Genomic DNA, 21,792 nt, shown 5'->3' with positions numbered 1-21,792 from the left:
TACAGACCCAGCGTAAATTCGGTTTGAATGCAATACAGACAAGCTGAGGTAAATCTTCAGCACCCTTAACGAAGTGCCAGTTTGAGCTCTCTGGTTGTAGATTAAATAGATGCAAATTAAGGCTTGAACCTACAGTGACTAGAGCCTTTACAGTCGCCTTATTCTCGATTGGAGGCGCAAAATGCTAGACAAACCAAACACTCACTTAAACATCCTGCTCAAGGAAACCCCACTACTCAACTTTAGTGCGCCAACAATCCGGCAGCTCGTTGAGCAGCGCAAATGGAAGGATCTACCTCTCTTTGATCGTGCTGGAGCAGTCTATGATTTCGTCCGCAATGAAATCCTGTTTGGTTACAATAAAGCAGACAATATTCCGGCAAGTCAGGTGCTGGCTGATGGTATAGGGCAATGCAATACCAAAGGCACACTTCTCATGGCATTGATGAGAGCCGTTGGGATTCCCTGTCGTCTGCACGGCTTCACAATCCATAAAGAACTACAGCGCGGAGTAGTGCCCGAACTGGTCTACCAGATCGCCCCAGACAACATCTTGCATTCCTGGGTTGAGATCTATCTTGAGGACCGCTGGATTAATCTGGAGGGCTTTATTCTGGACGATGCGTTTCTCTCTGCTCTTCAGCAGAAGTTTGCCCCAAGCAGACAATCCCTTTGTGGCTACGGCGTTGGCACCAACTGCCTCAGCGCACCTCAGGTCAATTGGCGGGGGCAGGACACCTACATCCAGAAAACCGGCATTAACAATGACTTCGGAACCTATAATAGCCCGGATGATTTCTACACCGAACACATGCAGGCGTTCTCGCCAATGATGAGGGTGTTATATGAGAACGGGATCCGTCACGTGATGAACTGGAGAACCAATCGCATTCGCGCAGGTAAAGTGCCTGCAATTCCTTTGCGGGATTAGAAGCGTTATCGCAATGAAAAAGGGGCATCTCTGCCCCTTCCAAACTCATAGACGTGTCTGAACCAATCAGGTCGCAGTGCCACCAATCGTCATCTCGTTGATACGCATGGTTGGCTGTCCAACACCCACTGGTACGCCTTGACCGGCTTTGCCGCAAGTTCCTATACCTGGATCCAGCTTCATGTCGTTGCCAATCATGGACACCCGTTTGAGCGCATCTGGACCGTTCCCGATCAACATCGCGCCTTTCACTGGAGCGCCAATCTTTCCGTTCTGGACACGATAGGCTTCAGTACAGGAGAACACGAACTTGCCAGAGGTGATATCAACCTGACCACCACCAAAGGAAACAGCATAAATGCCGTCTTCCAGGCTTTCGATGATCTCTTTTGGATCCTGATCACCATTCTCCATGATGGTGTTGGTCATGCGTGGCAGAGGCTGGTGTGAGAAGGATTCTCGGCGGCCATTACCAGTTGGCTCAACACCCATCAGGCGAGCGTTCTGACGATCCTGCATGTACCCAACAAGGACACCATCTTCGATAAGCGTGGTTCGACCAGTCGGCGTGCCTTCATCATCAACTGAAAGAGAGCCGCGACGCTTGGAGATTGTACCGTCATCAACAATGGTCACACCTTTTGCGGCAACCTGCTGTCCCATCAAGCCTGCAAACGCCGATGTTTTCTTGCGGTTGAAGTCACCTTCAAGGCCATGCCCAACTGCTTCGTGCAGCAAAATGCCCGGCCAGCCGTTGCCAAGCACTACATCAAACGTGCCAGCAGGGGCTGGGATTGCCTCCAGATTGACCAGCGCCTGACGCAGAGCTTCTTCAACAGCATGCTGCCAGCTTGTTTCAGCAACAAACTCACCAAATCCTTCGCGGCCACCAGAGCCAAAAGAGCCAGTCTCCTGCTTGTCGCCGTCACCAGCCACAATCGAAACGTTAAGGCGCACAAGCGGGCGTACATCACGAATACGGTGACCATCAGCTCGCAGGATGTCCACTGTCTTCCAGCTGCCTGCCAGCGAAACAGTTACCTGCTGTACGCGCGGGTCTTTCGCACGGGCATACGCGTCAATTTCCTGCAGCAGCTGTACTTTTTCAGCAAAACTTGGGCTGCCAATCGGGTTTTCATCCGTGTAGAGCTTTTGATTGGTACGAGCTGGCGGTGCTGCATAAGTACCGGAATGACCGCTCTGGACTGAAGCAACCGCATCAGCTGCGCGTTTCAAAGCAGCCTCGGAAATGTCGTCAGAATGGGCATAACCAGAAGCTTCACCCACAACAGCGCGTAGGCCAAATCCCTGACCGGTGCTGAACGTGGAGGACTTCAGGCGTCCATTGTCGAACACAAGCCCTTCGTTCTGGCTGTATTCCAGATAAAGTTCCCCATCATCAGCGCCTTTCAGCGCTGCCGCAGTAATCTGGCGCGCTGTCTCCTCGTCCAGTCCTGAGGTCTGGAGAAGATCAATAGGTTTATCGCTCATGGGTAAAACTCCGAAATAATGGATTTGCTCTGTTGTGGCGAACAATCCGTGCACTTTCAAGGCTTACTATTCAATAAAGGAGGCGGGAAGGCCATCGCTCCCAAGTATTTGAGGGTCAATGCAGGAAAGCGAGCACCAATCCGGCACACACCAGAACGGCGCCAGAAACTCTATCAAGCCTGAATCTTGCGGAAGGAGCAGACAGCCAGTTGCGGGAATACCCGCCAAGAACGGCGATCAGTCCGTCAATTAAAATCGCCATCACAAGATAAGTCACACCCATCACCGTAAGCTGCGGATCCGCTGGATAAGCCTTGTCAATAAACTGCGGGAAAAATGCCGCCATGAATAGCAGTGATTTTGGGTTTGAAAGGCCAACAAAGAAACCAACTTTCAAATGCTTATGGCTTCCGCTCACTACTCTGTCATGCCGCCCCGCACACAACCAACTGGAGATGCCCAGGTAGATTAAATAGGCCGCTCCTCCAAGCTGAATAACCTCAAAGGCATCAGGGTAGGTGCGCACCACCCAGGAAAGGCCAAGCACAACAGCAATGATCTGGACAGCTTGTGCGATCGTCATGCCGGCCATAACAATCAGGCCCGCTGAAGTGCCTTCACGAGTGGATTTAGCCAGTATCATCATCACGTTAGGCCCAGGGATAGCCAGTAAGATGAATGTCGCTACAATAAATCCGAGGTAAAGGCTGATATTCATCATCTGAAAACCAACAGTCCCATAAGGAAAACTCCGGCAGTGAGCAAAACACCACTGTTGAACCGCTTCAGCACACCTTCAACACGTGGAGATCGAAACAACCGCTCAACCAGTCCGCCGCCCACCACAAGCGGTAGATCCAGGCAGGTCGCAATCAGAAGAAAAGTTGTACCCAGAACAACAAACTGGGCATCTACCGGATGCGCGTGATTGAGAAAATGAGGGAAAAGAGCTGCGAGAAAAATGAGAGTTTTGGGATTGGCAATGCTGATCATGAAACCTGTCAGAAAATCAGAGCCCTGGCTGGTGGGTTCAGCAATCCTGCGGCTTGCAGCTCTCCATCTTCGAAGCCCGAGATAAATCAGATAAGCCGCCCCCAAAACGGTCACAGTCTCAAAGACATAGGGATAACTGACAATGAGCCAGGAAAGCCCAAAGGAAACCAGCACCACCTGAATGGCTTCTGCTGCTTTGACGCCAATGAGAGTAAAGAGACCAGCAAAAGTTCCTCCGGATGCGGATCTGGAAAGGATCAACATTTTACTGGCGTCAGGCACCGACATGATAATCAATGTGGTGACAACAAACGCAATATAGACATGCATTGCTATGGGCACGGATCACCTGCAAAGGTCCGGTCTGTTTGCATCAGGAGGCTGACGCTGCCGCAATCAAACAGAATGTGCTCCCATAGAAAACAGCACACCGGATTTAAGGTGCAAAAACCCTTTGCTTTGCGTGCCTCATTTTAGGAAAACTAAGAGGTCTCTTTGAAAACTGCAGAGACTGATCTCAAATTTTTAAGTGACGGAAATAACAGTGCTTCAATATTTTCAAGCGCAGGCCAAAAACAACGCTTGGGCGAATTATCGGCTACTTTCCAGTTGCAAGAAACTCTCTGAAGACGAGCTAGCTGCAAAACGGACAAGTTTTTTCCCTTCAATCCTGATGACACTGAATCATATTCTCACGGTGGATTGGTTCTATGTCAGCGCTCTGGAAGGAGCGCCGCTCGGGATTAATGCATTTGATCCTGAGTACCCTTTTGAGCAACTACCACCTCTTTTCGAGGCTCAAAGAAACTCAGATCAGAAGTTAATTGCACACATAGGCTCAATGGATCTCGCTGACCTCTCCAAAATACATGTGCTGAGAGATGACAAGCCTTTGAGTGAACGAGCAGACAGGCTTCTTTTGCATCTCTTTCAACATCAGATGCACCATCGCGGGCAAGTGCACGCCATGTTGAGCGGAACTTCAGTCGCACCACCTCAGCTCGATGAATTCTTTCTTAGCAATGAGATGGAGCAGCAGGCCCGTAAGGATGACTTCGGCGCACTCGGGTTCTGTGAGACTGACATCTGGCCAGATCGTGGGTGATCAGCTAGTTAGGCAGGATCTTTCCTCACGCCTGAAAAGACAAAAGCCGAGGCGATTTTCATCATCTCGGCTTTCAGATTACATTTGAGGGCAAGCACTTACACTTAAGGCAGAGCCGCGATTGCTTCTTTCAGACCAACCAGTGAGATCGGAATGCCGATACCCTCCTCTGGTGTCTCAAAGATGATGAAAGTTGCAGTCTGACCTGTTGTGAGCTTGTCGATCAGATCCTTTTCCAGCATCGCTTCAGAAACGCAACCGCTTGGGGCAGGCAGACAGCGGATGAATGGCATCCGGCCAACATCTTTACCATCTACATTCAGACCAAGTTGCATCGGTAGCAAAACGCCAAGTGGAGCGAGAATGCGCAAAACGGTCGCTTGCTGGTCAGCCGTCTTAAGAATAATCGCTGTCAGGCCTACAGTATCACGTGCAGAATCTGTCACACTTTGAATAAGAGCACACTGCTCGACGTTAGAACCTGGGGATTTGGCGCAACGCTGCTGCCAATCACCAAACTCGCCTTTGAGTTCGCCAAGCGCTTGTTGAGCATGACCAGCTCCGGAAAATCCGGCGGCACCCGCCACTGTCATCGCAACTGTTAGAGTCAGCGTGCGTAAAAACTGCTTCAAAAAACCTTCCTCCAGTTCACCGGCTGTGCAGTGTCTGTCTCCCCAGCCAGCCAGCGTGGGGTGTTTCCCTAAAATATTGGAATACCGCTCCTGACGTCAAAGCGCAAACTGGCATTCTTGGCTGTCCACTTAACTGACGAGGAAGGAGGGATCCGACTCACATTGTTCACGCCGAGGTAACGTTCCTTTTTGCCGATAAAGTGACGATTTAGTGAGTGAAATTGGACGCATGGATAGAAATGATCGATTTTCGATATAGGGAAAAGTAACTAGGTGAAAACAGCGGAGATCGTTCAAAATCCAATTGCATCTGCGGATTTCTTATGTTTTTTGTCCAACTCATTGATTCAAGTCAAATGATACTGCGACTTATAGTCGCTATAACCTTAGGGGAATCGCGTAGAAACCCTTATTGGGTTATTATGTCGCAGATATTCACGCAGGTGTGAGGACTGGTCGGACGGGCCAAAGTGGGCACCCCACATGTGTGGACAAGAAGAGGATTGCCGTTTCGGCGGCATTTAAGAGGGACAGGGAGCGCAAGACGTGATGAAGCTCTTGAAGCATCACCTGGCGACCATTGCCGCAACTATGGCAATCGGATTGACGGGTTTTATGGCAGGTGCAGCCAATGCAGCACAGCCAACGCCGTGGCAGATGGGCATGCAGCCTGCGGCGACGACAGTGATGGAAGACATTCGCTGGTTTAACGATTTTACCCTGATCATTATGGCCGGCGTGACGGTTTTCGTAGCACTCCTGCTGCTTGTTGTGATCATCAGATTCCGCAAGAAGGCGAACCCAACGCCATCTCGCACTTCACACAACACTATGATCGAGGTTGTTTGGACGGTTGTCCCAATCCTCATTTTGGTGATGATCTCAGTTCCGTCTTTCCGTTTGCTCTTCAAACAGCTTGATATCCCTGAATACGAAATGACCATCAAGGCAACTGGTTACCAGTGGTATTGGGGTTATGAGTACGCGGATGAAGGCATGGAAGATGTCTCATTCGACGCCTTGATGATTCAGGACGATGAGCGTGCAGACATCATGGCTGAAAAAGGCCTGACAAACGCTGAGCTTCCTCGCCTTCTTGCGACGGACTACAACATTGTTGTTCCAGTCGACACCACAGTGCGTGTTCAGGTAACCGCAGCAGACGTGATCCACTCATTTGCTGTTCCTGCATTCGGCATCAAGATCGACGCTGTTCCATACCGTCTCAACGAAACCTGGTTCCGTGCTGATAACACCGGCATGTTCTACGGCCAGTGTTCAGAGCTTTGCGGTAAAGACCACGCGTTCATGCCAATCGCCGTGCAAGTCGTGACCAAAGAGCAGTATCAGGCTTGGGCCGAAGCTGCGAAGTCCGACGTCGACGAAGCAAACACACTTCTCGCAAAGCTGATTGCTGATGAGAAGAAGGTTGCTGCCACCGCAGCCACCGACGTGAAGGTTGCGTCCCGTTAATCGGGGCCACTGATTGAGCCGAGTATGCGCGCGTCAAGGGCTGCTGCGCATACGAGCAAGAACTTTACGAGGGAGCACAACTATGTCTGCGTCTGAAACGCATGCACATGACCATCCAACTGGATGGGTGCGGTGGGTCTACTCCACCAACCACAAGGATATCGGTATCCTTTACCTGATCTTCGCGATCATGGCTGGTATCATCGGCGGTCTTCTGTCCATCGCAATGCGTATGGAACTTCAGGAGCCGGGGATGCAGTACTTCTCCGATCCACACTTGTTCAACGTGTTCACCACAGCGCACGCGCTGATCATGATCTTCTTCATGGTTATGCCAGCGCTTATCGGTGGCTTCGCGAACTATTTCGTTCCGATCATGATCGGTGCGCCTGACATGGCGTTCCCACGCATGAACAACATCTCCTTCTGGCTTCTGCCACCAGCATTTATCCTGCTGCTCCTGTCACTCTTCGTGCCAGGTCCACCAGGTGCAAACGGTGTCGGCGGTGGCTGGACGATCTATCCTCCGCTGTCCACCTCCGGTCAGCCTGGTCCTGCAATGGACTTTGCAATTCTGGCACTGCACGTTGCTGGTGCATCTTCCATTCTGGGTGCCATCAACTTCATCACCACCATCTTCAACATGCGCGCGCCTGGCATGACCATGCACAAGATGCCGCTGTTCGTTTGGTCCGTGCTGGTAACAGTCTTCCTGCTGTTGATCTCTCTGCCTGTTTTGGCTGGCGCGATCACCATGTTGCTGACAGACCGTAACTTCGGCACCACCTTCTTTGAAGCTGCTGGTGGCGGTGACCCAATCTTGTTCCAGCACTTGTTCTGGTTCTTCGGTCACCCTGAAGTGTACATCCTGATCCTGCCTGCATTCGGCATCATCTCCCACATCATCTCCACCTTCTCGCACAAGCCTGTGTTCGGTTATATCGGCATGGCCTACGCGATGGTTGCGATTGGTGTTGTTGGGTTTGTTGTTTGGGCGCACCACATGTTCACTGTTGGTCTGTCTGCAGATACGCAGGCGTACTTCCTGTTCGCCACCATGGTGATTGCAGTGCCGACTGGCATTAAGATCTTCTCATGGATTGCGACCATGTGGGGCGGTTCCATCGAATTCCGCACGCCAATGATCTGGGCGATCGGCTTTGTGTTCCTGTTCACCGTTGGCGGTGTAACCGGCGTTCAGCTGGCAAACGCAGGTCTCGACCGCGCACTGCATGACACTTACTACGTTGTGGCTCACTTCCACTACGTTCTGTCTCTGGGTGCTGTGTTCGCGATCTTTGCAGCCTGGTACTACTGGTTCCCTAAGATCTCCGGTTACATGTACTCCGAGTTCCTCGGCAACCTGCACTTCACCCTCATGTTCATCGGTGTGAACCTCGTGTTCTTCCCGCAGCACTTCTTGGGTCTTGCTGGTATGCCACGCCGTTATGCCGACTACCCGGACGCATACGCTGGCTGGAACATGGTTTCCTCCTACGGTTCCTATCTCACCGGTTTTGCAGTGCTCATCTTCTTGTGGTGTGTCCTTGACGCATTCATCAAGAAGCGTGTGGCTGGCGATAACCCATGGGGCAAAGGCGCAACTACTCTGGAATGGACACTGTCTTCACCTCCTCCATTCCACCAGTTCGAGATCCTTCCAAAGATCAAGTAACTGCACCGAAATTGCCGGGGGCGTGTCAGCGCCCTCGGTTCTAGGTAAAGCACAAGCCCGGAAGTGCTCCAATGTTCCGGGGATGAAGTCTAGAACGCTGAAAAACGGCACAGGTTTCAATATCGCGACAGAGGTACAGGCATGACAATGCTGGAACAGACACAGGGACTTCACGAGGACGCAACCGATCTTGGTGGTCGTGGAAGCGTTTCTGATTACATCGCGCTGCTCAAGCCGCGGGTAATGTCTCTTGTTGTGTTCACAGCAGCTGTTGGTCTTGTCATGGCTCCGGGCAATCAACACCCGGTCCTCAGCTTCATTTCTATTCTTTGCATCGCCATTGGTGGTGGTGCATCTGGTGCGCTGAACATGTGGTGGGATGCAGACATTGATGCTGTCATGTCCCGCACTAAAAAGCGCCCGATCCCGGCAGGCAAAATCACACGTCAGGAAGCCTTTGCTTTTGGCATGGTTCTGTCCTTCGGTTCTGTCCTGACCCTCGGTCTGGTGGCAAACTGGATGGCCGCTGGTCTGTTGGCGTTCACGATCTTCTTTTACGTGGTCATCTACACAATGTGGCTCAAGCGCAGCACGCCGCAAAACATCGTTATCGGTGGTGCAGCTGGCGCGCTTCCGCCAATGGTCGGCTGGGCAGCTGTTACAGGTGACGTAACACTGGTCAGCATCGCACTGTTCATGATCACCTTCACCTGGACACCTCCACACTTCTGGGCCTTGGCGCTGGTTAAAAACGGCGACTATCAGGCTGCTGGCGTCCCAATGTTGCCGGTCGTCGCAGGCGAAACCGCGACCCGTCACCAAATCGTTTTGTATTCTTTGCTGTTGCTACCAGTTGGCATGGCACCGTACTTCCTAGGCTTTGCCTCGGTGTTTTATGGTGTTGGTTCTGCCATCCTTGGCTTGGTGTTCCTCGGTTATGCAATCCGTGTCTGGAGAGTGCGCGAGGGTGATGCAGCTAAGAAAACAGCAATGTCTCTCTTCAAGTTCTCTTTGTTCTATCTCATGCTGATTTTTGCTGGGTTGCTCGCTGAGAACATGATTGGTCTGGTCTAACGCATAACTGGAAAGAGAAGAAAATGAGCAAACAAAAAGCAGTTCTTTCTGAAGAGCAAGCCAAGACCCGCCGCGGACGTTCAGTGGCTCTTGCAGTCACACTCGGCGTTCTTGTTGCAATGTTTTATGTGATCACCATCGTGAAGCTCGGTCCGGGCATCATGGATCGTCCACTGTAAGAGACGCAAATGACTGATCAAAAACCAAAAACAGCAGAACAGGCCAAAGTAAACCGCAGCAACGCTACCGTCGCTGTGATTTGCGGGGGCGTGTTCTTTGGAATGGTTGGTTTGTCCTTTGCAGCTGTCCCGCTTTATCAGCTCTTCTGTCAAGTGACGGGCTATGGCGGCACCACACAGCGAGCAGAAGAGGCATCCGATACGATCCTTGATCGTGAGATCATCGTGAGCTTTGACGCCAACGTCGCTCCGGGTCTGGATTGGGATTTCAAACCAAAACAAAAGAAAGTCCGCGTGAAACTGGGTCAGATGACCGAGATTATGTACGAGGCCCAAAGCCTCGCGCAGCAGGTTTCTACCGGAACTTCCACGTTTAACGTGGCGCCTTTCGAAGTCGGGGGCTACTTCAACAAAATTGATTGCTTCTGCTTTACCGAGCAACCGCTTGAAGCAGGAGAATCGATCGATATGCCGGTCGTGTTCTTCATCGATCCGGAACTGGACAAGGACGAGGGCCTGAAGAATATCAAGGAAATCACCTTGTCCTACACATTCTTTGAATTGCCGAAAGACGGCGAGGAAGAAACAGCTGCAGTGGCTTCTCCAAGCGACGCGGCCACTGACAAGCTTTAGGTTGCGAGACGGATCTGCCTTTTGCAGAAGCGACCTTTTTTGAAATGGGGAGAAAGATATGGCTGGTGTTAAAAACCACGATTATCACATTATCGAGCCAAGCCCATGGCCATTTGTTGGGTCAGTTGGGGCGCTGGTTATGGCAATCGGCGCGATTGTATTCATGCGCATGAGTGAGGGCGGCGTAAGCTTCTCATTTCTGAGCAACGCTGATGGCGAAACAACCGTTGGCTTTACGCTGAACGGTTGGGGCCTGTTTGCAATTGGTCTTGGTATCGTTCTTTACACCATGTTTATGTGGTGGCGTGACACGGTTAAGGAATCTCGCGAAGGGCACCACACACGCGTTGTATCTTTGCACCTGCGTTACGGCATGCTGCTGTTCATCCTGTCCGAAGTTATGTTCTTTGTTGCATGGTTCTGGGCATTCTTTGATGCATCCCTGTTCGCGGGTGAAGCCGCGCAGTTTGGTCGTGTTGAGCACACTGGCGGTGTTTGGCCTCCACAAGGTATCGAAACCTTCGATCCGTGGCACCTGCCACTGTTGAACACATTGATCCTGCTTCTGTCTGGTACAACAGTCACCTGGGCACATCATGCACTGGTTCATGGGGACCGTGATGGCCTGAAATGGGGTCTGATCGCGACCGTCGTTCTGGGTGTGATCTTCACCATCTGTCAGGCCTACGAATACTCTCATGCAGCCTTCGGCTTCTCCGAGAACATCTACGGCGCAACCTTCTTCATGGCGACAGGGTTCCATGGCTTCCACGTGATCGTGGGCACCATCTTCCTCGCTGTGTGTTTGTTCCGTGCACTGGCTGGACACTTCTCCACCACCAAGCACTTCGGCTTCGAGGCAGCAGCCTGGTACTGGCACTTTGTGGATGTGGTTTGGCTGTTCCTGTTTGCATCCGTTTACATCTGGGGCGGCTAAGCTTGCGGCATTAGCCAAGAGTGGGTCTGGAATTCAGACGAAAAACGAAAAAAGATAAGGGCGGCGCAAGCCGCCTTTTCTATATGTATATGACCTAGGTGCCTTACGAGCGTTCAAAGTCACCTGTGTATCCGAGGCTTCACATGAGTGAGAGGAAGAAGACAAAGGCTTATCTTGGCCTTCCTGCCAATCCATTTTCAGCTGGTCTTCGCGGAAAATGTCCACGGTGTGGGGAAGGGCCATTGTTTCAGGGCCTGCTAAACCTGCGTGCGTCTTGTTCCAGATGCGGTCTTTCCTATGACTTTGCAGATTCTGGAGACGGACCTGCAGTCTTTGTCATTCTCATTCTGGGGTTTATTCTTGTTGGTGGTGTTTTGTTCGTTGAGTTTGCGTACGAACCTCCACTCTGGCTGCATTTGATTATCTGGGCACCCGTGACTGTGGTGTTGAGTGTGACGCTTCTGCGCATACTCAAAGGCCTGTTGATTGCATTGCAGTACAAGAACAATGCAGCGGAAGGAAAGCTTGATGATCGCTGAAAGGGAGATTGGCGATGCTTCATCTGATTCAAAGCCTGCGCGAAAAAACGATGTCGCCTGGCATGAGGAACCTGAACCGGTTCCTGAACACACTCATCGCAACACGAGAAAAAACAAAGATAACACCGTGACAGATGATCAAATGGAACATGACGACACTGATGCTGAGGATGCAGTAGCAAAGCCTGGGTTCGTTGCATTTCTCAAGCGCTATTGGATCTTGCACCTGTGTGCTGCAGTTGGGCTAGCTATTCTAGCCAATCTGAGTTTGTGGCAGTTCAATCGTCTGGATGAAAAGGTGGCGTTGATTGCGCGCGCTGAAGTGCGGGCGACTGAACCTGCTGTTGCAGCGCCCGGCCCGGCAACCTGGGAGGATATGTCGAGCGACGAAATCGACTATATGCCTGTTGAGCTGTCTGGCCAGTTCATTATCGGCGAGCTGTACTACTTTGATACTCTAACCAAGCCGAAAGGCCCACTGGGCGGGCAGGGGTATTTTGTCTACGCACCCTTCATCACGAATGACGGCTGGAACGTTTTGGTCAATCGTGGCTTTGTTCCAATTGATCGTAAAGAGTTCAGCACACGTTTGGGCTCCGCTCCACCGCGTGGGCAATTAACCATCACCGGCCTTGCTCGCAGAGCCGAGGTGGCGAGCATGTTCTCCGCAGAACCAAACCAGAAGACCAATGTGTGGTATGTGCGCGAGCCAAAGGCGATGGCTGAAGCTATGGGATTGCTGCCGGATCAGACCGCACCCTACACGATTGACCTTCAGGAGACAGTGAGCGTTGCTGGTGACCTGCCGCAAGCGGGTGAGACCCGTATGACGTTCTCGAACAATCACCTGCAATATGCCTTCACATGGGCAGGTCTCGCACTCACTCTGGTCGGCGTCTACTTTGCGTTCCTGATCAAGGCATGGCTGGATCGAGGCAAGGTCTCTTCTGAGAATGAAGATGATGATGAAGACGACGAAGACTTTGATGCAGAAGAGGAAAAACGGAAGGCTGATCGCTTCCGGATGATATCTGACGCGGCACGGCGCAAGCGAAATAAATTTCAGCGATAGACCACAAAAAAGGGGAGCATGGCTCCCCTTAAACGTTCTTGGACAACTTGCTTTATAGCTGAGAAAGAATGTTTTCAGCAGAGGAGATCGTTGCTTCTCCCGGAGCTTCTTCAATATTCAGAGAAGCCAGCACACCATCTTTCACGATCATGGAATAGCGCTTGGAGCGGATGCCCATTCCAAAGGCGCTTGCGTCAAGCTCAAGGCCAACTGCCTTGGTGAAATCAGCGCTGCCATCAGCGAGGAAGAGGATCTTGTCATCAGCGCGCGTGTCACGTGCCCAGGCCCCCATGACAAACGCGTCGTTCACGGAAACAACAGCAATTGTTTCAACGCCTTTTGCCTTGATGGCTTCTGCATTGTCGATGAAACCCGGCAGGTGGTTCAGGTGGCAGGTTGGCGTGAAAGCGCCAGGAACTGCGAACAGAACTACGGTTTTGCCGGCAAACAGCTCTTCACTGGTCGCATCCACTGGCCCGTCTGCACTCATGGTTTTGAATGTAACGCTTGGCAGCTTTTCGCCTACTTGAATGACCATGGAAAGTTCCCCCAATTTGCTTTTGCTGATCACAACATAACAGACATCTCAATCAGAGGTCTGCATCTAAAAAGAAACGGGCTTCAGTTGTAGCTGCGAGCTCTCTATTTCGCAAATACAACTAAAGCCCGTAAACAAGCTTATTTCGAAGCGCTGGCCTGAGGAACTGAAACACTTTGCGTTTCCTCAAAAGCACCATCCTTGGTCACCAGTGTAAGGCGGAGCTCAATGTCGCTCACATCTTCTGGCAGTCCAATATAGGACATAGTCCAGTGTGCCCTACCTTTTTTCACAGAGGCCAGCTTGGGCACTCCATGATAAGAACCTGCAGGGCCTTCAATGAAGAGCTCCGGCGATTTGTCCTTGGAGGAGACTTTCGCGCTGATGTTTACAGTGCGGTCCTTGCCTTCTCCGGTGATTTTTATCTCTGGAAACAAGCTCGGCATGTCGCCTTGCGTAATTGGAACCTGCGCAAAGGCATCATTGACCAGTTTGTCAGCAACATCATCTTTCATCGTGGCCGCAGGAAAGACGAGAGAGACCTCGGCCTGTCCTGGGATACAAATGTCTTTGCAGATGCCAAAGGTCAGGTTTGCATTCAAAATGGCCGGGCGTCCGTCATCCATGCGCTTAATCAGCAAAGGCAGCACCACCTTGTCTGAATATATCAGAGATGTGGAAAATCCGTCAGAGTAAGCCTTCGGCGCAGGGAACATCAGCTCCGCGCTAGCTATATTGACTGAATTAACAAAGCTGGCTTCTGTCGGAATACCGGCTTCACCTGGATATCTCCAGTATGTGTGCCAGCCTTCTTCAAGGCGAAATTCAATCCCGCCGCGATAGAGGCCATCGGTGTTAGGCTCGCTCGCACGTAAAAGGCGAACTGCACCGCCTTGAACAATAACCCATTCAGACACACTTGATGACAAGGCGCTTGAAACAGAGGCGGAGAGCACCGCAGCAGCGATGAGGGTCGATTTGAAGAATCTAGAAATCATAGAGTCTATTTAAACGGTCCCTTTTCAAATTCCCATTAAGATTGCCTCTCAGACAATCAATGATCCGTGAACAATCTCACCTTTTTTCCACTGATCATTGATCACCGGAAAAATCCGTGAGTACCTATAATATAATTGCCTCTACACTGAACTGAGGCAATCCGTTTGAAGCATGAGGAGAGCGCCCCCAACATGTCTGGTGAAAAACCGGGTTACATTGACGGACAATATCTCATTGCCATGCCCACTATGGAGGATGGCCGTTTTGCCCATTCCGTCATCTACGTGTGTGCTCACTCCGAAGAGGGAGCGATGGGGATTGTGCTCAATCAGCCGGCCCCTAACATCACATTTGGGCAACTTTTGGGTCAACTGAATATCGTCGAAGACGAAAATGAAGATCCGCTGGCAATCGATATTTCTGAACGCAAAGTCTATCGCGGTGGGCCAGTTGATGCCGGTCGCGGTTTTGTCCTTCATTCAGACGATTATTTTCTGGAGGAGACGAGCCTCAAGATTGAAGACGGCGTTGTCCTAACCGCCACGGTCGAAGTTTTGCGCGCCATTGCAGCAGGCAAAGGCCCTAAGAAGTCATTGTTGGCATTGGGTTATGCTGGCTGGGCACCCGGGCAGCTTGAAACGGAATTACAGGCAAATGGTTGGCTGACGTGTCAAACAGATCCCTCATTGATCTTTGAGGGAGAGGGCGATCAGAAGTGGCACAACGCGCTTGATATTCTTGGTATTGATCCCGGGATGTTGTCCAGCGACATTGGCCACGCATGATCTTACGTGCCTAAACGAGATTTCGCCGTGCAACTTCCTACAATTTCTGCTATTTCCCTGTGCGCACTTGAAACGCAAATGCGACAGTTTTGGGAATCTAATTTCAGATTCCAGCTAAAAACCTGATAAATACCAATGGGGTATGGCACTAAAATGCCCTGATTCAGGTTGAGCGAGAAGGGATGTAACGGTGAGATATGTAAGTACGCGCGGCGATGCACCAGAACTCAACTTTTCTGAGGTGCTGCTCACGGGGTTGGCACGCGACGGCGGTTTGTATCTACCAAAAGAGTTCCCGCAATTATCTACTGAGGAAATTTCAGGATTTGCTGGAAAGCCTTACAGCGAAGTCGCTCTCAAGGTCATCGCCCCATTCGTTGGCGACTCCATTCCGCATGGCGACCTGAAAAAAATGATCGACGAAGCCTATGCCAGCTTCTCGCATAAGGCTGTCACGCCGCTCATCCAAACTGCTCCCAACACCTACGTACTGGAACTTTTCCACGGCCCGACCCTTGCATTCAAAGATGTTGCAATGCAGCTACTCGGTCGTTTGATGGATTATGTGCTGGCTCAAAAAGGTGCACGTGCAACCATCGTTGGCGCCACTTCAGGCGACACGGGCGGCGCTGCAATTGAAGCATTCCGTGGTCGTGAGCGCACAGACGTCTTTATTCTATTCCCTGAGGGGCGTGTCTCTCCTGTTCAACAACGCCAGATGACCACCTCCAAGGAAGACAACATTCATGCTCTCGCAGTCGAAGGCAACTTTGATGATTGTCAGGGCATCCTGAAAGACCTCTTCAACGACTTCTCCTTCCGCGAGCGCGTGGGCTTGTCTGGTGTAAACTCCATTAACTGGGCACGCATTGTGGCTCAGGTGGTGTATTACTTCACCTCCGCAGTGTCTCTGGGTGCTCCACATCGCAAAGTGTCCTTCACAGTGCCGACTGGCAACTTTGGTGACGTGTTTGCAGGTTATGTGGCAGCTCAGATGGGGCTGCCAATTGAGAAGCTGGTGATCGCGACCAACACCAACGATATTCTGGCCCGTACTCTGGACACAGGCCGCTATGAAATGCGCGGCGTTGTGGCGACCACTGCACCGTCCATGGACATTCAGGTGTCGTCCAACTTCGAGCGTCTGCTGTTTGCTGCAAATGGCGAAGACAGTGCAACTGTTAAAGCTCAGATGGACAGCCTCAAACAGTCCGGTGGCTTCACTCTCTCAGAAAAAGCCCTAGGTTTTATCAAAGAGAAGTTCTCAGCAGGCCGCGCAAGCGAAGAAGAGACAGCTCAGACCATCACTGATACTCTTAAGGAGAGTGGTTATCTGCTTGACCCGCATACTGCGGTCGCGATCCATGTCTCCAAAGAGCACAATGATGGTGTTACCCCGATGATCGTGCTGTCGACAGCACACCCGGCAAAATTCCCAGCGGCAGTGGAAAGTGCATCAGGTATTCATCCTGACCTGCCAGCTCATCTTGCTGACCTGATGGAACGTGAAGAGAAGTTTTCCGTTCTGCCAGCAGATGCGCAGGAAATTGCGAAATTCGTTGAAGGCAATGCACGTGCCGTGAAAGCAGGCGTTTAATGGCGGTCAAACTAACAAAATTAGAAAATGGCCTGACTGTAGTTACTGATCAAATGGAATACCTCAAGACAACAGCTCTTGGGGTATGGGTGAAAGCTGGTTCTCGCTCTGAAGGCGAGCATGAAAACGGCATCACTCACCTTCTGGAGCACATGGCATTCAAGGGTACCAGCAAGCGCAATGCCCGCGAAATTGCAGAGGAAATCGAAGCCGTTGGCGGCGAGATGAATGCCTCCACAAGTGTTGAGCATACAAATTACTATGTGCGCACCTTGGCAGATGATGCACCTTTGGGTTTGGATATTCTCTCCGACATCCTTCAGGATTCCATCATCGACCCTGAAGAGCTTGCTCGCGAAAAGCACGTAATCCTTCAAGAAATTGGCGCAGCACAAGACATGCCTGATGATCAGGTATTTGATGTGCTTCTGGAAACCGCATGGCCGGACCAGCCACTCGGTCGCCCAATTCTTGGTACGCCTGAAACTGTCACCGGCTTTTCTGCGGATGCCATCCGTCAGTACGTCGCGCGCAAGTACACAGCATCCGATATGGTGCTTGCTGCTGCTGGTGCCGTCGATCATGAAGCGCTCGTAGACTTGGCTGAAGCCAGCTTCTCAAAGCTGTCGAACGCAGCGCCGGATGAAGACTATGTGGCAAAGTATGTCGGCGGTGAAGGCTCCATTGAGCGTGAACTGCAGGAATTGCAGGTCATCCTTGGTTTCGAAGGCCTGCCCTACGAACATGAAGACTACTATGCTGTGCAGGTGCTTGCCTCGATCCTCGGCGGCGGCATGTCATCGCGCCTCTTCCAGGAAGTGCGCGAAAAGCGCGGTCTATGCTATTCTGTCTATGCCTTCCATTGGGCGTTCGCGGATACCGGCTTCTTTGGTGTTCATGCCGCAACCGGACCAGAAGATGCCGCAGAACTGACTGAAGTGCTGGTGGAACAGCTGAAAGAAATTGCCAAGGGCGTGACTGAAAAGGAAGTGTCCCGCGCCAAAGCGCAGCTGCGATCCGGATTGCTGATGGCATTGGAAAGCCCAGCAGCACGTGCAGGCCAGATCGCCCGTCAGGTGATGATCTACGGTCATCCCGTCGCGCTGGAAGAACTGGAACGCCGCCTCAATGTTGTGTCCGCTGACCGTGTGCAGATCTTGGCAGAAAGGCTGTTTGCCTCTGACAACCCTACATATGTGAAGGTTGGACCAAAGGCACCTATGCTAAATTATGCTGAGCTAAAAGAGCGTTTGGCAGGGATCAAAGCATAAGCCTATTGCAATTCAGGTAATGCTTTTTGCATAATGGAGCTCTGATTAAGAGGGGAGAGAAGCTGTGTCATTTTTCAAAACAAGCACATCTCCCCAATCTCTTGCGACATTGACCACAGGCCGACTGTATTTACGTGCGCCATCCATGGCGGATTACGCGCAGTGGTCTGATCTGCGAGCTCAAAGCAGAGCTTTCCTGCAGCCGTGGGAACCCACGTGGCCGGCAGATGATCTGACAAAAGCTGCCTTCCGAAAACGCATCCGGCGTTACAATCGCAACATCCGCGAAGGCTCTCACTACCCGTTTTTTCTGTTCAACCGGGATACCGACGAGTTGATAGGTGGTTTGAACCTTTCCAACGTCCGTCGTGGTGTCGCACAGGCAACCTCGCTTGGGTATTGGATGGGAGCTTCCTTTGCCGGCAATGGCTTTATGAAAGAGGCCGTTCAGCGCGTCTGTTGTTTCTGCTTCAATGATTTGCACCTGCACCGGATCGAAGCAGCCTGTCTGCCTTCAAATGAGGTCTCCAGAGCGCTCTTAATGAAGGTTGGATTCTCTGAACTGGGCTTTGCACCCTCGTATTTATTCATAAACGGAATGTGGCAAGACCATATTTTGTTTGGCAAAATCCGGGATTCCGCGCCTATACCAGCCAAAGTCCTGCCACAATCAGAGGCAGATGGGGATAAATTGCCTGTAACACATGCTTGAACCATGAAACTGGCGCCTTGACGATGTAATGATCTTGGCAAGGAATTCAGTTAATTTTTCGTTATCGTGGAGAAGCCGGTGTCAGGGACTTATTGTCAGCGCATGCAGAACGTTATTCAGGCTGTTCTGTTAAGCGCTCTCCTGCTCATTGTGGTTGCGTCACAAGCCTTGGCTTTGGAGGCGATTGTCGTCCCCAAGGATGTTGATGCACTCGATCTGACCAGCTCCGTCGATATCTACCCCAACACCAGCAAAAGCATTCAGGTTTCCACCGCTCCAGACTCGGATGGCATCGTCAGACGCATCGAAGTGCGTTCCATTGACGATACTGCCAGCTCTTGGGCCGTGTTCGCGCTCTCCAATCCGGGGGAGGAGCAGATCGACCGCCTGCTTGTTGCACCTTACTACAAGATGACTGGCGGTGGTGTACTGGTGCCGGACCTTGGTCAGCGCCGCATCGTATCTCTGACGCCTAGTCAGGGCATCCCACCAATTCGCGAGCGCAGCACAGAAGCAGATATTTACCGTATCACGCTAGATCCGGGTGCGAATGTGACCTTCATCGCGGAGGTCAACACCCCAAGCCTACCGGAACTCCGCCTCTGGAAGCCAGAAGCTTACAAAGACAACATCAACGCTTACACGCTTTACCGCGGCATCGTGCTTGGCATTGCGGGCCTCTTGGCGCTGTTCCTCACTATCTTGTTTGTGGTGAAGGGAACGGTTCTCTTCCCGGCAACTGCGGCTCTGGCGTGGGCTGTTCTTGTTTATTTATGTATCGACTTCGGCTTTTGGAATCTCGTCTTCGGGCGAACGCTGGGGGATGATCAGCTCTATCGAGCGGTGGCGGAAATCAGTCTCACAGCCGCGCTTGTGGTCTTCCTTTACGCCTATCTCGGCCTCAGCCGCTGGCACATCCATTATACGCACCTCGCAATCGGCTTGTTCATCACTGTGCTCAGCTTGTTTGGCTTAGCGCTTTGGGATCCAACCATTGCAGCTGGTATCTCCCGTATCCTGATGGGTGGTGTGGCAATCGCTGGCTTCGGTGTCATCCTGATGCTCACCGTTCGTGGGTTCGAGCGCGCGATTATGCTGCTGCCGACATGGTTCCTGTTCCTCGCATGGCTGTTCGCTGCGTGGATGGCAACGACTGGCATGTTGCAAAGTGATCTGGTGCAGCCAGCGCTGGCAGGCGGTCTTGTTCTCTTCGTTCTGCTGCTCGGTTTTACCGTCATGCAGCACGCCTTTGCGGGGTCTGGTCTCTCCCACAGTGTGATGAGCGATGTCGAACGCCGAGCGCTGGCTCTGACAGGCTCCGGCGACATCATCTGGGACTGGGACGTCGACCGCGACAAGATCCACACCAGCGGTGGTCTTGAAGAAGCTCTGGGCATCAAGCCAGGTCTTCTGGATGGTCCAGCCCGCCTCTGGCTCGAAATTCTGCACCCGCAGGACCGTGACTTGTTCCGTGGCACATTGGACGCCGTGATTGATCATCGTCGTGGCCGCGTTAATCAGGCTTTCCGCCTCCGTGGTGAAGATGGCCATTACCGCTGGTTCAAAATGCGTGCCCGTCCAGTGCTCGGCTCTGATGGTGAAGTGATCCGCTGCGTTGGTACGCTGCTGGACATCACCTCTCAGAAAACCGCTGAAGAGCGTCTGATGCATGATGCCGTGCACGACAACCTGACCGGCCTGCCAAACCGCGAACTGTTTATGGACCGCCTTGTTGCTGCGCTCGCTCGTTCCAGAGCAGAAGGCAATGGCAACCCGACTGTTATCCTGATCGATCTCGACCGCTTCAAGCAAGTCAACGACAGTATCGGTCAGACAGCTGGCGATTCCATGCTGCTCACCGCTGCACGCCGTCTCTCTCGTCTGATCAAACCGCAGGACTCTCTGTCTCGCATTTCAGCGGATACCTTCGCAGTGCTGATGATCTCCGAGCAGGACGCAACACGCATCGCATCCTTTGCAGATGAGCTCCGCAAATCTCTGCGCACACCAGTCACCTTCGGTGATCAGGAAGTGTTCCTGACGGCATCCATCGGCGCTTCCATCTTTGATGGTGGTCCTGAAAAGGCAACCGACTTGATGCGCGACGCGGAGATCGCACTCAACCACGCCAAGCGCCTCGGCGGTGATCGCATTGAGATCTTCCGCCCAACGCTGAAGCCAGTGGCAAGTAACACGCTCGTGCTGGACAACGACCTGCGCTCCGCTCTTGAAAAAGACGAGATCAAGGTTTTCTTCCAGCCAATCGTACGTCTGTCTGACAAGACGACTGCGGGCTTCGAAGCACTGGCGCGCTGGGAACATCCAAGCCGCGGCCTGATCCCACCATCTGAGTTCATTCCGGTTGCTGAACAAAGCGGCCTGATCAACGAGCTTGGCCTGCGTGTGATGGAGAAGGGGGCTCGTCAGCTTGCACAATGGCAGCGCGAGTTCAAACACGCACTACCGTTGTTTGTTTCCGTCAACATCTCTTCTCGTCAGCTGTTGAAGCCGGACCTCATTAACGATGTGAAAGCAGTTCTGGCACGCACAGCGCTGACGCCGGGCTCTTTGAAACTGGAGCTGACTGAATCTCTGGTCATGCAGAATCCGGAATTCTCCGTGCAGGTTCTTGAACGTCTGAAGGGTCTGGGCGCTGGTCTGTCTTTGGATGATTTCGGCACTGGCTACTCATCTCTGAGCTACCTCCAGCGCTTCCAGTTCGACACCATCAAGATCGATCAGTCCTTCGTCCGTCCTAACGGCCAAAGCGCTCGTCCGGTCATCCTGCGTACCATCGTAGCGCTGGGGCATGACCTTGGTATGGAAGTGGTTGCGGAAGGCGCTGAGACTGAGTCAGATGCACTGGAGCTGTTCCAGCTTGGCTGCGAATACGTGCAGGGCTTCCACTTCGGCCAGCCAATGCGTGCTGCCGAAGCAGGCCGCATGCTCAAAGAGCAGTTCGCCCAGCAGGGCCGCAACAACCAAAGCTGATACGGCAGGTAAGTTAGAAAGGCTCTGCATGGTTGCAATGGAAAATTGTAACCATGTGGCCTTCGCAGTAGAGCTGGAGAAAAATTGATCTATCTCCACCAAGTTTCCTCTGAATAACTCCTGCGATGACATACTCGAGGCAATTTTCTAAGAGCATCTGTTCGG

The 21,792-nt window shown here is 52.1% G+C and carries 21 protein-coding genes; 15 read left to right on the top strand and 6 right to left on the bottom strand.

The genetic code is table 11. The features are described 5' to 3' along the window. Nucleotides 1-181 precede the first annotated feature (181 nt). Nucleotides 182-931: a transglutaminase-like domain-containing protein gene (locus DHN43_RS04735; protein WP_108817864.1), complete on the top strand. Its 750-nt coding sequence runs from the start codon at nucleotides 182-184 to the stop codon at nucleotides 929-931. Between the two features lie 66 nt (nucleotides 932-997). On the opposite strand, the gene tldD is transcribed toward DHN43_RS04735, so the two are convergent. The 3 genes from tldD to DHN43_RS04720 all read right to left on the bottom strand — a co-directional run bounded on the left by tldD (nucleotide 998) and on the right by DHN43_RS04720 (nucleotide 3,757). Continuing rightward, nucleotides 998-2,422 (bottom strand): metalloprotease TldD, encoded by a 1,425-nt coding sequence (gene tldD, locus DHN43_RS04730; RefSeq protein WP_063293732.1) that lies wholly within the window; start codon nucleotides 2,420-2,422, stop codon nucleotides 998-1,000. 115 nt (nucleotides 2,423-2,537) lie between these two features. Continuing rightward, complete coding sequence (locus DHN43_RS04725; protein WP_208994822.1) at nucleotides 2,538-3,143, bottom strand: LysE family translocator; 606 nt, start codon at nucleotides 3,141-3,143, stop codon at nucleotides 2,538-2,540. Next, nucleotides 3,140-3,757, bottom strand: coding sequence for a LysE family translocator (locus tag DHN43_RS04720; protein WP_208980500.1), 618 nt, complete (start codon nucleotides 3,755-3,757; stop codon nucleotides 3,140-3,142). The genes DHN43_RS04725 and DHN43_RS04720 overlap by 4 nt, the downstream gene beginning before the upstream one ends. A 187-nt stretch (nucleotides 3,758-3,944) precedes the next feature. On the opposite strand from DHN43_RS04720, the gene DHN43_RS04715 reads away from it, so the two are divergent. Continuing rightward, the gene (locus DHN43_RS04715; RefSeq protein ID WP_306418662.1) at nucleotides 3,945-4,520 is read left to right on the top strand and encodes a DinB family protein; all 576 of its coding nucleotides are present in this window, start codon (nucleotides 3,945-3,947) and stop codon (nucleotides 4,518-4,520) included. Between the two features lie 104 nt (nucleotides 4,521-4,624). On the opposite strand, the gene DHN43_RS04710 is transcribed toward DHN43_RS04715, so the two are convergent. After that, nucleotides 4,625-5,152 carry an invasion associated locus B family protein gene (locus DHN43_RS04710; RefSeq protein ID WP_082830689.1) on the bottom strand — a complete coding sequence of 176 codons (528 nt, stop codon included), beginning with the start codon at nucleotides 5,150-5,152 and terminating at the stop codon, nucleotides 4,625-4,627. 591 nt (nucleotides 5,153-5,743) lie between these two features. Between DHN43_RS04710 and coxB the strand changes: the two genes are divergently transcribed. From coxB to DHN43_RS04675, 8 genes are all read left to right on the top strand, one after another. Continuing rightward, nucleotides 5,744-6,625, top strand: a complete 882-nt coding sequence (gene coxB / locus DHN43_RS04705; protein ID WP_373456180.1) for a cytochrome c oxidase subunit II — start codon at nucleotides 5,744-5,746, stop codon at nucleotides 6,623-6,625. An 82-nt stretch (nucleotides 6,626-6,707) separates the two neighbouring features. Next, nucleotides 6,708-8,300: a cytochrome c oxidase subunit I gene (gene ctaD, locus DHN43_RS04700; RefSeq protein ID WP_063287203.1), complete on the top strand. Its 1,593-nt coding sequence runs from the start codon at nucleotides 6,708-6,710 to the stop codon at nucleotides 8,298-8,300. Nucleotides 8,301-8,441: 141 nt separating this feature from the next. After that, on the top strand, nucleotides 8,442-9,374 hold the full coding sequence (locus DHN43_RS04695; protein WP_063287204.1) for a heme o synthase: 933 nt from the start codon (nucleotides 8,442-8,444) through the stop codon (nucleotides 9,372-9,374). A gap of 23 nt (nucleotides 9,375-9,397) precedes the next feature. Continuing rightward, the gene (locus DHN43_RS27175; RefSeq protein WP_199914768.1) at nucleotides 9,398-9,553 is read left to right on the top strand and encodes a hypothetical protein; all 156 of its coding nucleotides are present in this window, start codon (nucleotides 9,398-9,400) and stop codon (nucleotides 9,551-9,553) included. Between the two features lie 9 nt (nucleotides 9,554-9,562). After that, nucleotides 9,563-10,186, top strand: a complete 624-nt coding sequence (locus DHN43_RS04690; RefSeq protein ID WP_108817863.1) for a cytochrome c oxidase assembly protein — start codon at nucleotides 9,563-9,565, stop codon at nucleotides 10,184-10,186. Between the two features lie 58 nt (nucleotides 10,187-10,244). Next, nucleotides 10,245-11,123 (top strand): cytochrome c oxidase subunit 3, encoded by an 879-nt coding sequence (locus tag DHN43_RS04685; protein WP_063293734.1) that lies wholly within the window; start codon nucleotides 10,245-10,247, stop codon nucleotides 11,121-11,123. Between the two features lie 143 nt (nucleotides 11,124-11,266). Then, nucleotides 11,267-11,662: a DUF983 domain-containing protein gene (locus DHN43_RS04680; protein WP_208989245.1), complete on the top strand. Its 396-nt coding sequence runs from the start codon at nucleotides 11,267-11,269 to the stop codon at nucleotides 11,660-11,662. After that, the gene (locus DHN43_RS04675; protein ID WP_108817862.1) at nucleotides 11,652-12,734 is read left to right on the top strand and encodes an SURF1 family protein; all 1,083 of its coding nucleotides are present in this window, start codon (nucleotides 11,652-11,654) and stop codon (nucleotides 12,732-12,734) included. The genes DHN43_RS04680 and DHN43_RS04675 overlap by 11 nt, the downstream gene beginning before the upstream one ends. A gap of 52 nt (nucleotides 12,735-12,786) precedes the next feature. Here DHN43_RS04675 and DHN43_RS04670 read toward each other — a convergent pair whose 3' ends face one another. Both DHN43_RS04670 and DHN43_RS04665 read right to left on the bottom strand, forming a co-directional pair. Beyond that, nucleotides 12,787-13,272: a peroxiredoxin gene (locus DHN43_RS04670; protein ID WP_057462915.1), complete on the bottom strand. Its 486-nt coding sequence runs from the start codon at nucleotides 13,270-13,272 to the stop codon at nucleotides 12,787-12,789. A 140-nt stretch (nucleotides 13,273-13,412) separates the two neighbouring features. Beyond that, nucleotides 13,413-14,270, bottom strand: coding sequence for a protein-disulfide reductase DsbD domain-containing protein (locus DHN43_RS04665; protein ID WP_063302434.1), 858 nt, complete (start codon nucleotides 14,268-14,270; stop codon nucleotides 13,413-13,415). A gap of 192 nt (nucleotides 14,271-14,462) precedes the next feature. Here DHN43_RS04665 and DHN43_RS04660 point away from each other — a divergent pair, with 192 nt between their 5' ends. The 5 genes from DHN43_RS04660 to DHN43_RS04640 all read left to right on the top strand — a co-directional run bounded on the left by DHN43_RS04660 (nucleotide 14,463) and on the right by DHN43_RS04640 (nucleotide 21,627). Further along, on the top strand, nucleotides 14,463-15,056 hold the full coding sequence (locus tag DHN43_RS04660; protein ID WP_057462914.1) for a YqgE/AlgH family protein: 594 nt from the start codon (nucleotides 14,463-14,465) through the stop codon (nucleotides 15,054-15,056). A 190-nt stretch (nucleotides 15,057-15,246) separates the two neighbouring features. Then, entirely contained in the window at nucleotides 15,247-16,653 is a 1,407-nt protein-coding gene (thrC, locus tag DHN43_RS04655) for a threonine synthase (protein WP_108817861.1), read from the top strand. Continuing rightward, nucleotides 16,653-17,924 (top strand): M16 family metallopeptidase, encoded by a 1,272-nt coding sequence (locus DHN43_RS04650; protein WP_108817860.1) that lies wholly within the window; start codon nucleotides 16,653-16,655, stop codon nucleotides 17,922-17,924. Before thrC ends, DHN43_RS04650 begins: the two co-directional genes overlap by 1 nt. 64 nt (nucleotides 17,925-17,988) lie before the next feature. Further along, nucleotides 17,989-18,636 carry a GNAT family N-acetyltransferase gene (locus DHN43_RS04645; protein WP_063293740.1) on the top strand — a complete coding sequence of 216 codons (648 nt, stop codon included), beginning with the start codon at nucleotides 17,989-17,991 and terminating at the stop codon, nucleotides 18,634-18,636. A 102-nt stretch (nucleotides 18,637-18,738) separates the two neighbouring features. Then, complete coding sequence (locus DHN43_RS04640; protein ID WP_108817859.1) at nucleotides 18,739-21,627, top strand: EAL domain-containing protein; 2,889 nt, start codon at nucleotides 18,739-18,741, stop codon at nucleotides 21,625-21,627. Nucleotides 21,628-21,792: the final 165 nt, after the last annotated feature.

The sequence above is a fragment of the Pseudovibrio sp. Alg231-02 genome, from assembly GCF_900143565.1.
Classification (GTDB): Bacteria; Pseudomonadota; Alphaproteobacteria; order Rhizobiales; family Stappiaceae; genus Pseudovibrio.
Note: the sequence above shows the minus strand (reverse complement) of the source record. Positions and strands in the feature narration are given on the sequence as shown.

Bases quoted from the DNA above. Each gene is read 5' to 3' on its own strand.
- DHN43_RS04735 (WP_108817864.1), top strand. From the start codon at position 182: ATGCTAGACAAACCAAACACTCACTTAAACATCCTGCTCAAGGAAACC.
- tldD (WP_063293732.1), bottom strand. From the start codon at position 2,422: ATGAGCGATAAACCTATTGATCTTCTCCAGACCTCAGGACTGGACGAG.
- DHN43_RS04725 (WP_208994822.1), bottom strand. From the start codon at position 3,143: ATGATGAATATCAGCCTTTACCTCGGATTTATTGTAGCGACATTCATC.
- coxB (WP_373456180.1), top strand. From the start codon at position 5,744: ATGGCAATCGGATTGACGGGTTTTATGGCAGGTGCAGCCAATGCAGCA.
- ctaD (WP_063287203.1), top strand. From the start codon at position 6,708: ATGTCTGCGTCTGAAACGCATGCACATGACCATCCAACTGGATGGGTG.
- DHN43_RS04695 (WP_063287204.1), top strand. From the start codon at position 8,442: ATGACAATGCTGGAACAGACACAGGGACTTCACGAGGACGCAACCGAT.
- DHN43_RS27175 (WP_199914768.1), top strand. From the start codon at position 9,398: ATGAGCAAACAAAAAGCAGTTCTTTCTGAAGAGCAAGCCAAGACCCGC.
- DHN43_RS04690 (WP_108817863.1), top strand. From the start codon at position 9,563: ATGACTGATCAAAAACCAAAAACAGCAGAACAGGCCAAAGTAAACCGC.
- DHN43_RS04685 (WP_063293734.1), top strand. From the start codon at position 10,245: ATGGCTGGTGTTAAAAACCACGATTATCACATTATCGAGCCAAGCCCA.
- DHN43_RS04680 (WP_208989245.1), top strand. From the start codon at position 11,267: ATGAGTGAGAGGAAGAAGACAAAGGCTTATCTTGGCCTTCCTGCCAAT.
- DHN43_RS04675 (WP_108817862.1), top strand. From the start codon at position 11,652: ATGATCGCTGAAAGGGAGATTGGCGATGCTTCATCTGATTCAAAGCCT.
- DHN43_RS04670 (WP_057462915.1), bottom strand. From the start codon at position 13,272: ATGGTCATTCAAGTAGGCGAAAAGCTGCCAAGCGTTACATTCAAAACC.
- DHN43_RS04665 (WP_063302434.1), bottom strand. From the start codon at position 14,270: ATGATTTCTAGATTCTTCAAATCGACCCTCATCGCTGCTGCGGTGCTC.
- DHN43_RS04660 (WP_057462914.1), top strand. From the start codon at position 14,463: ATGTCTGGTGAAAAACCGGGTTACATTGACGGACAATATCTCATTGCC.
- DHN43_RS04650 (WP_108817860.1), top strand. From the start codon at position 16,653: ATGGCGGTCAAACTAACAAAATTAGAAAATGGCCTGACTGTAGTTACT.
- DHN43_RS04640 (WP_108817859.1), top strand. From the start codon at position 18,739: ATGCAGAACGTTATTCAGGCTGTTCTGTTAAGCGCTCTCCTGCTCATT.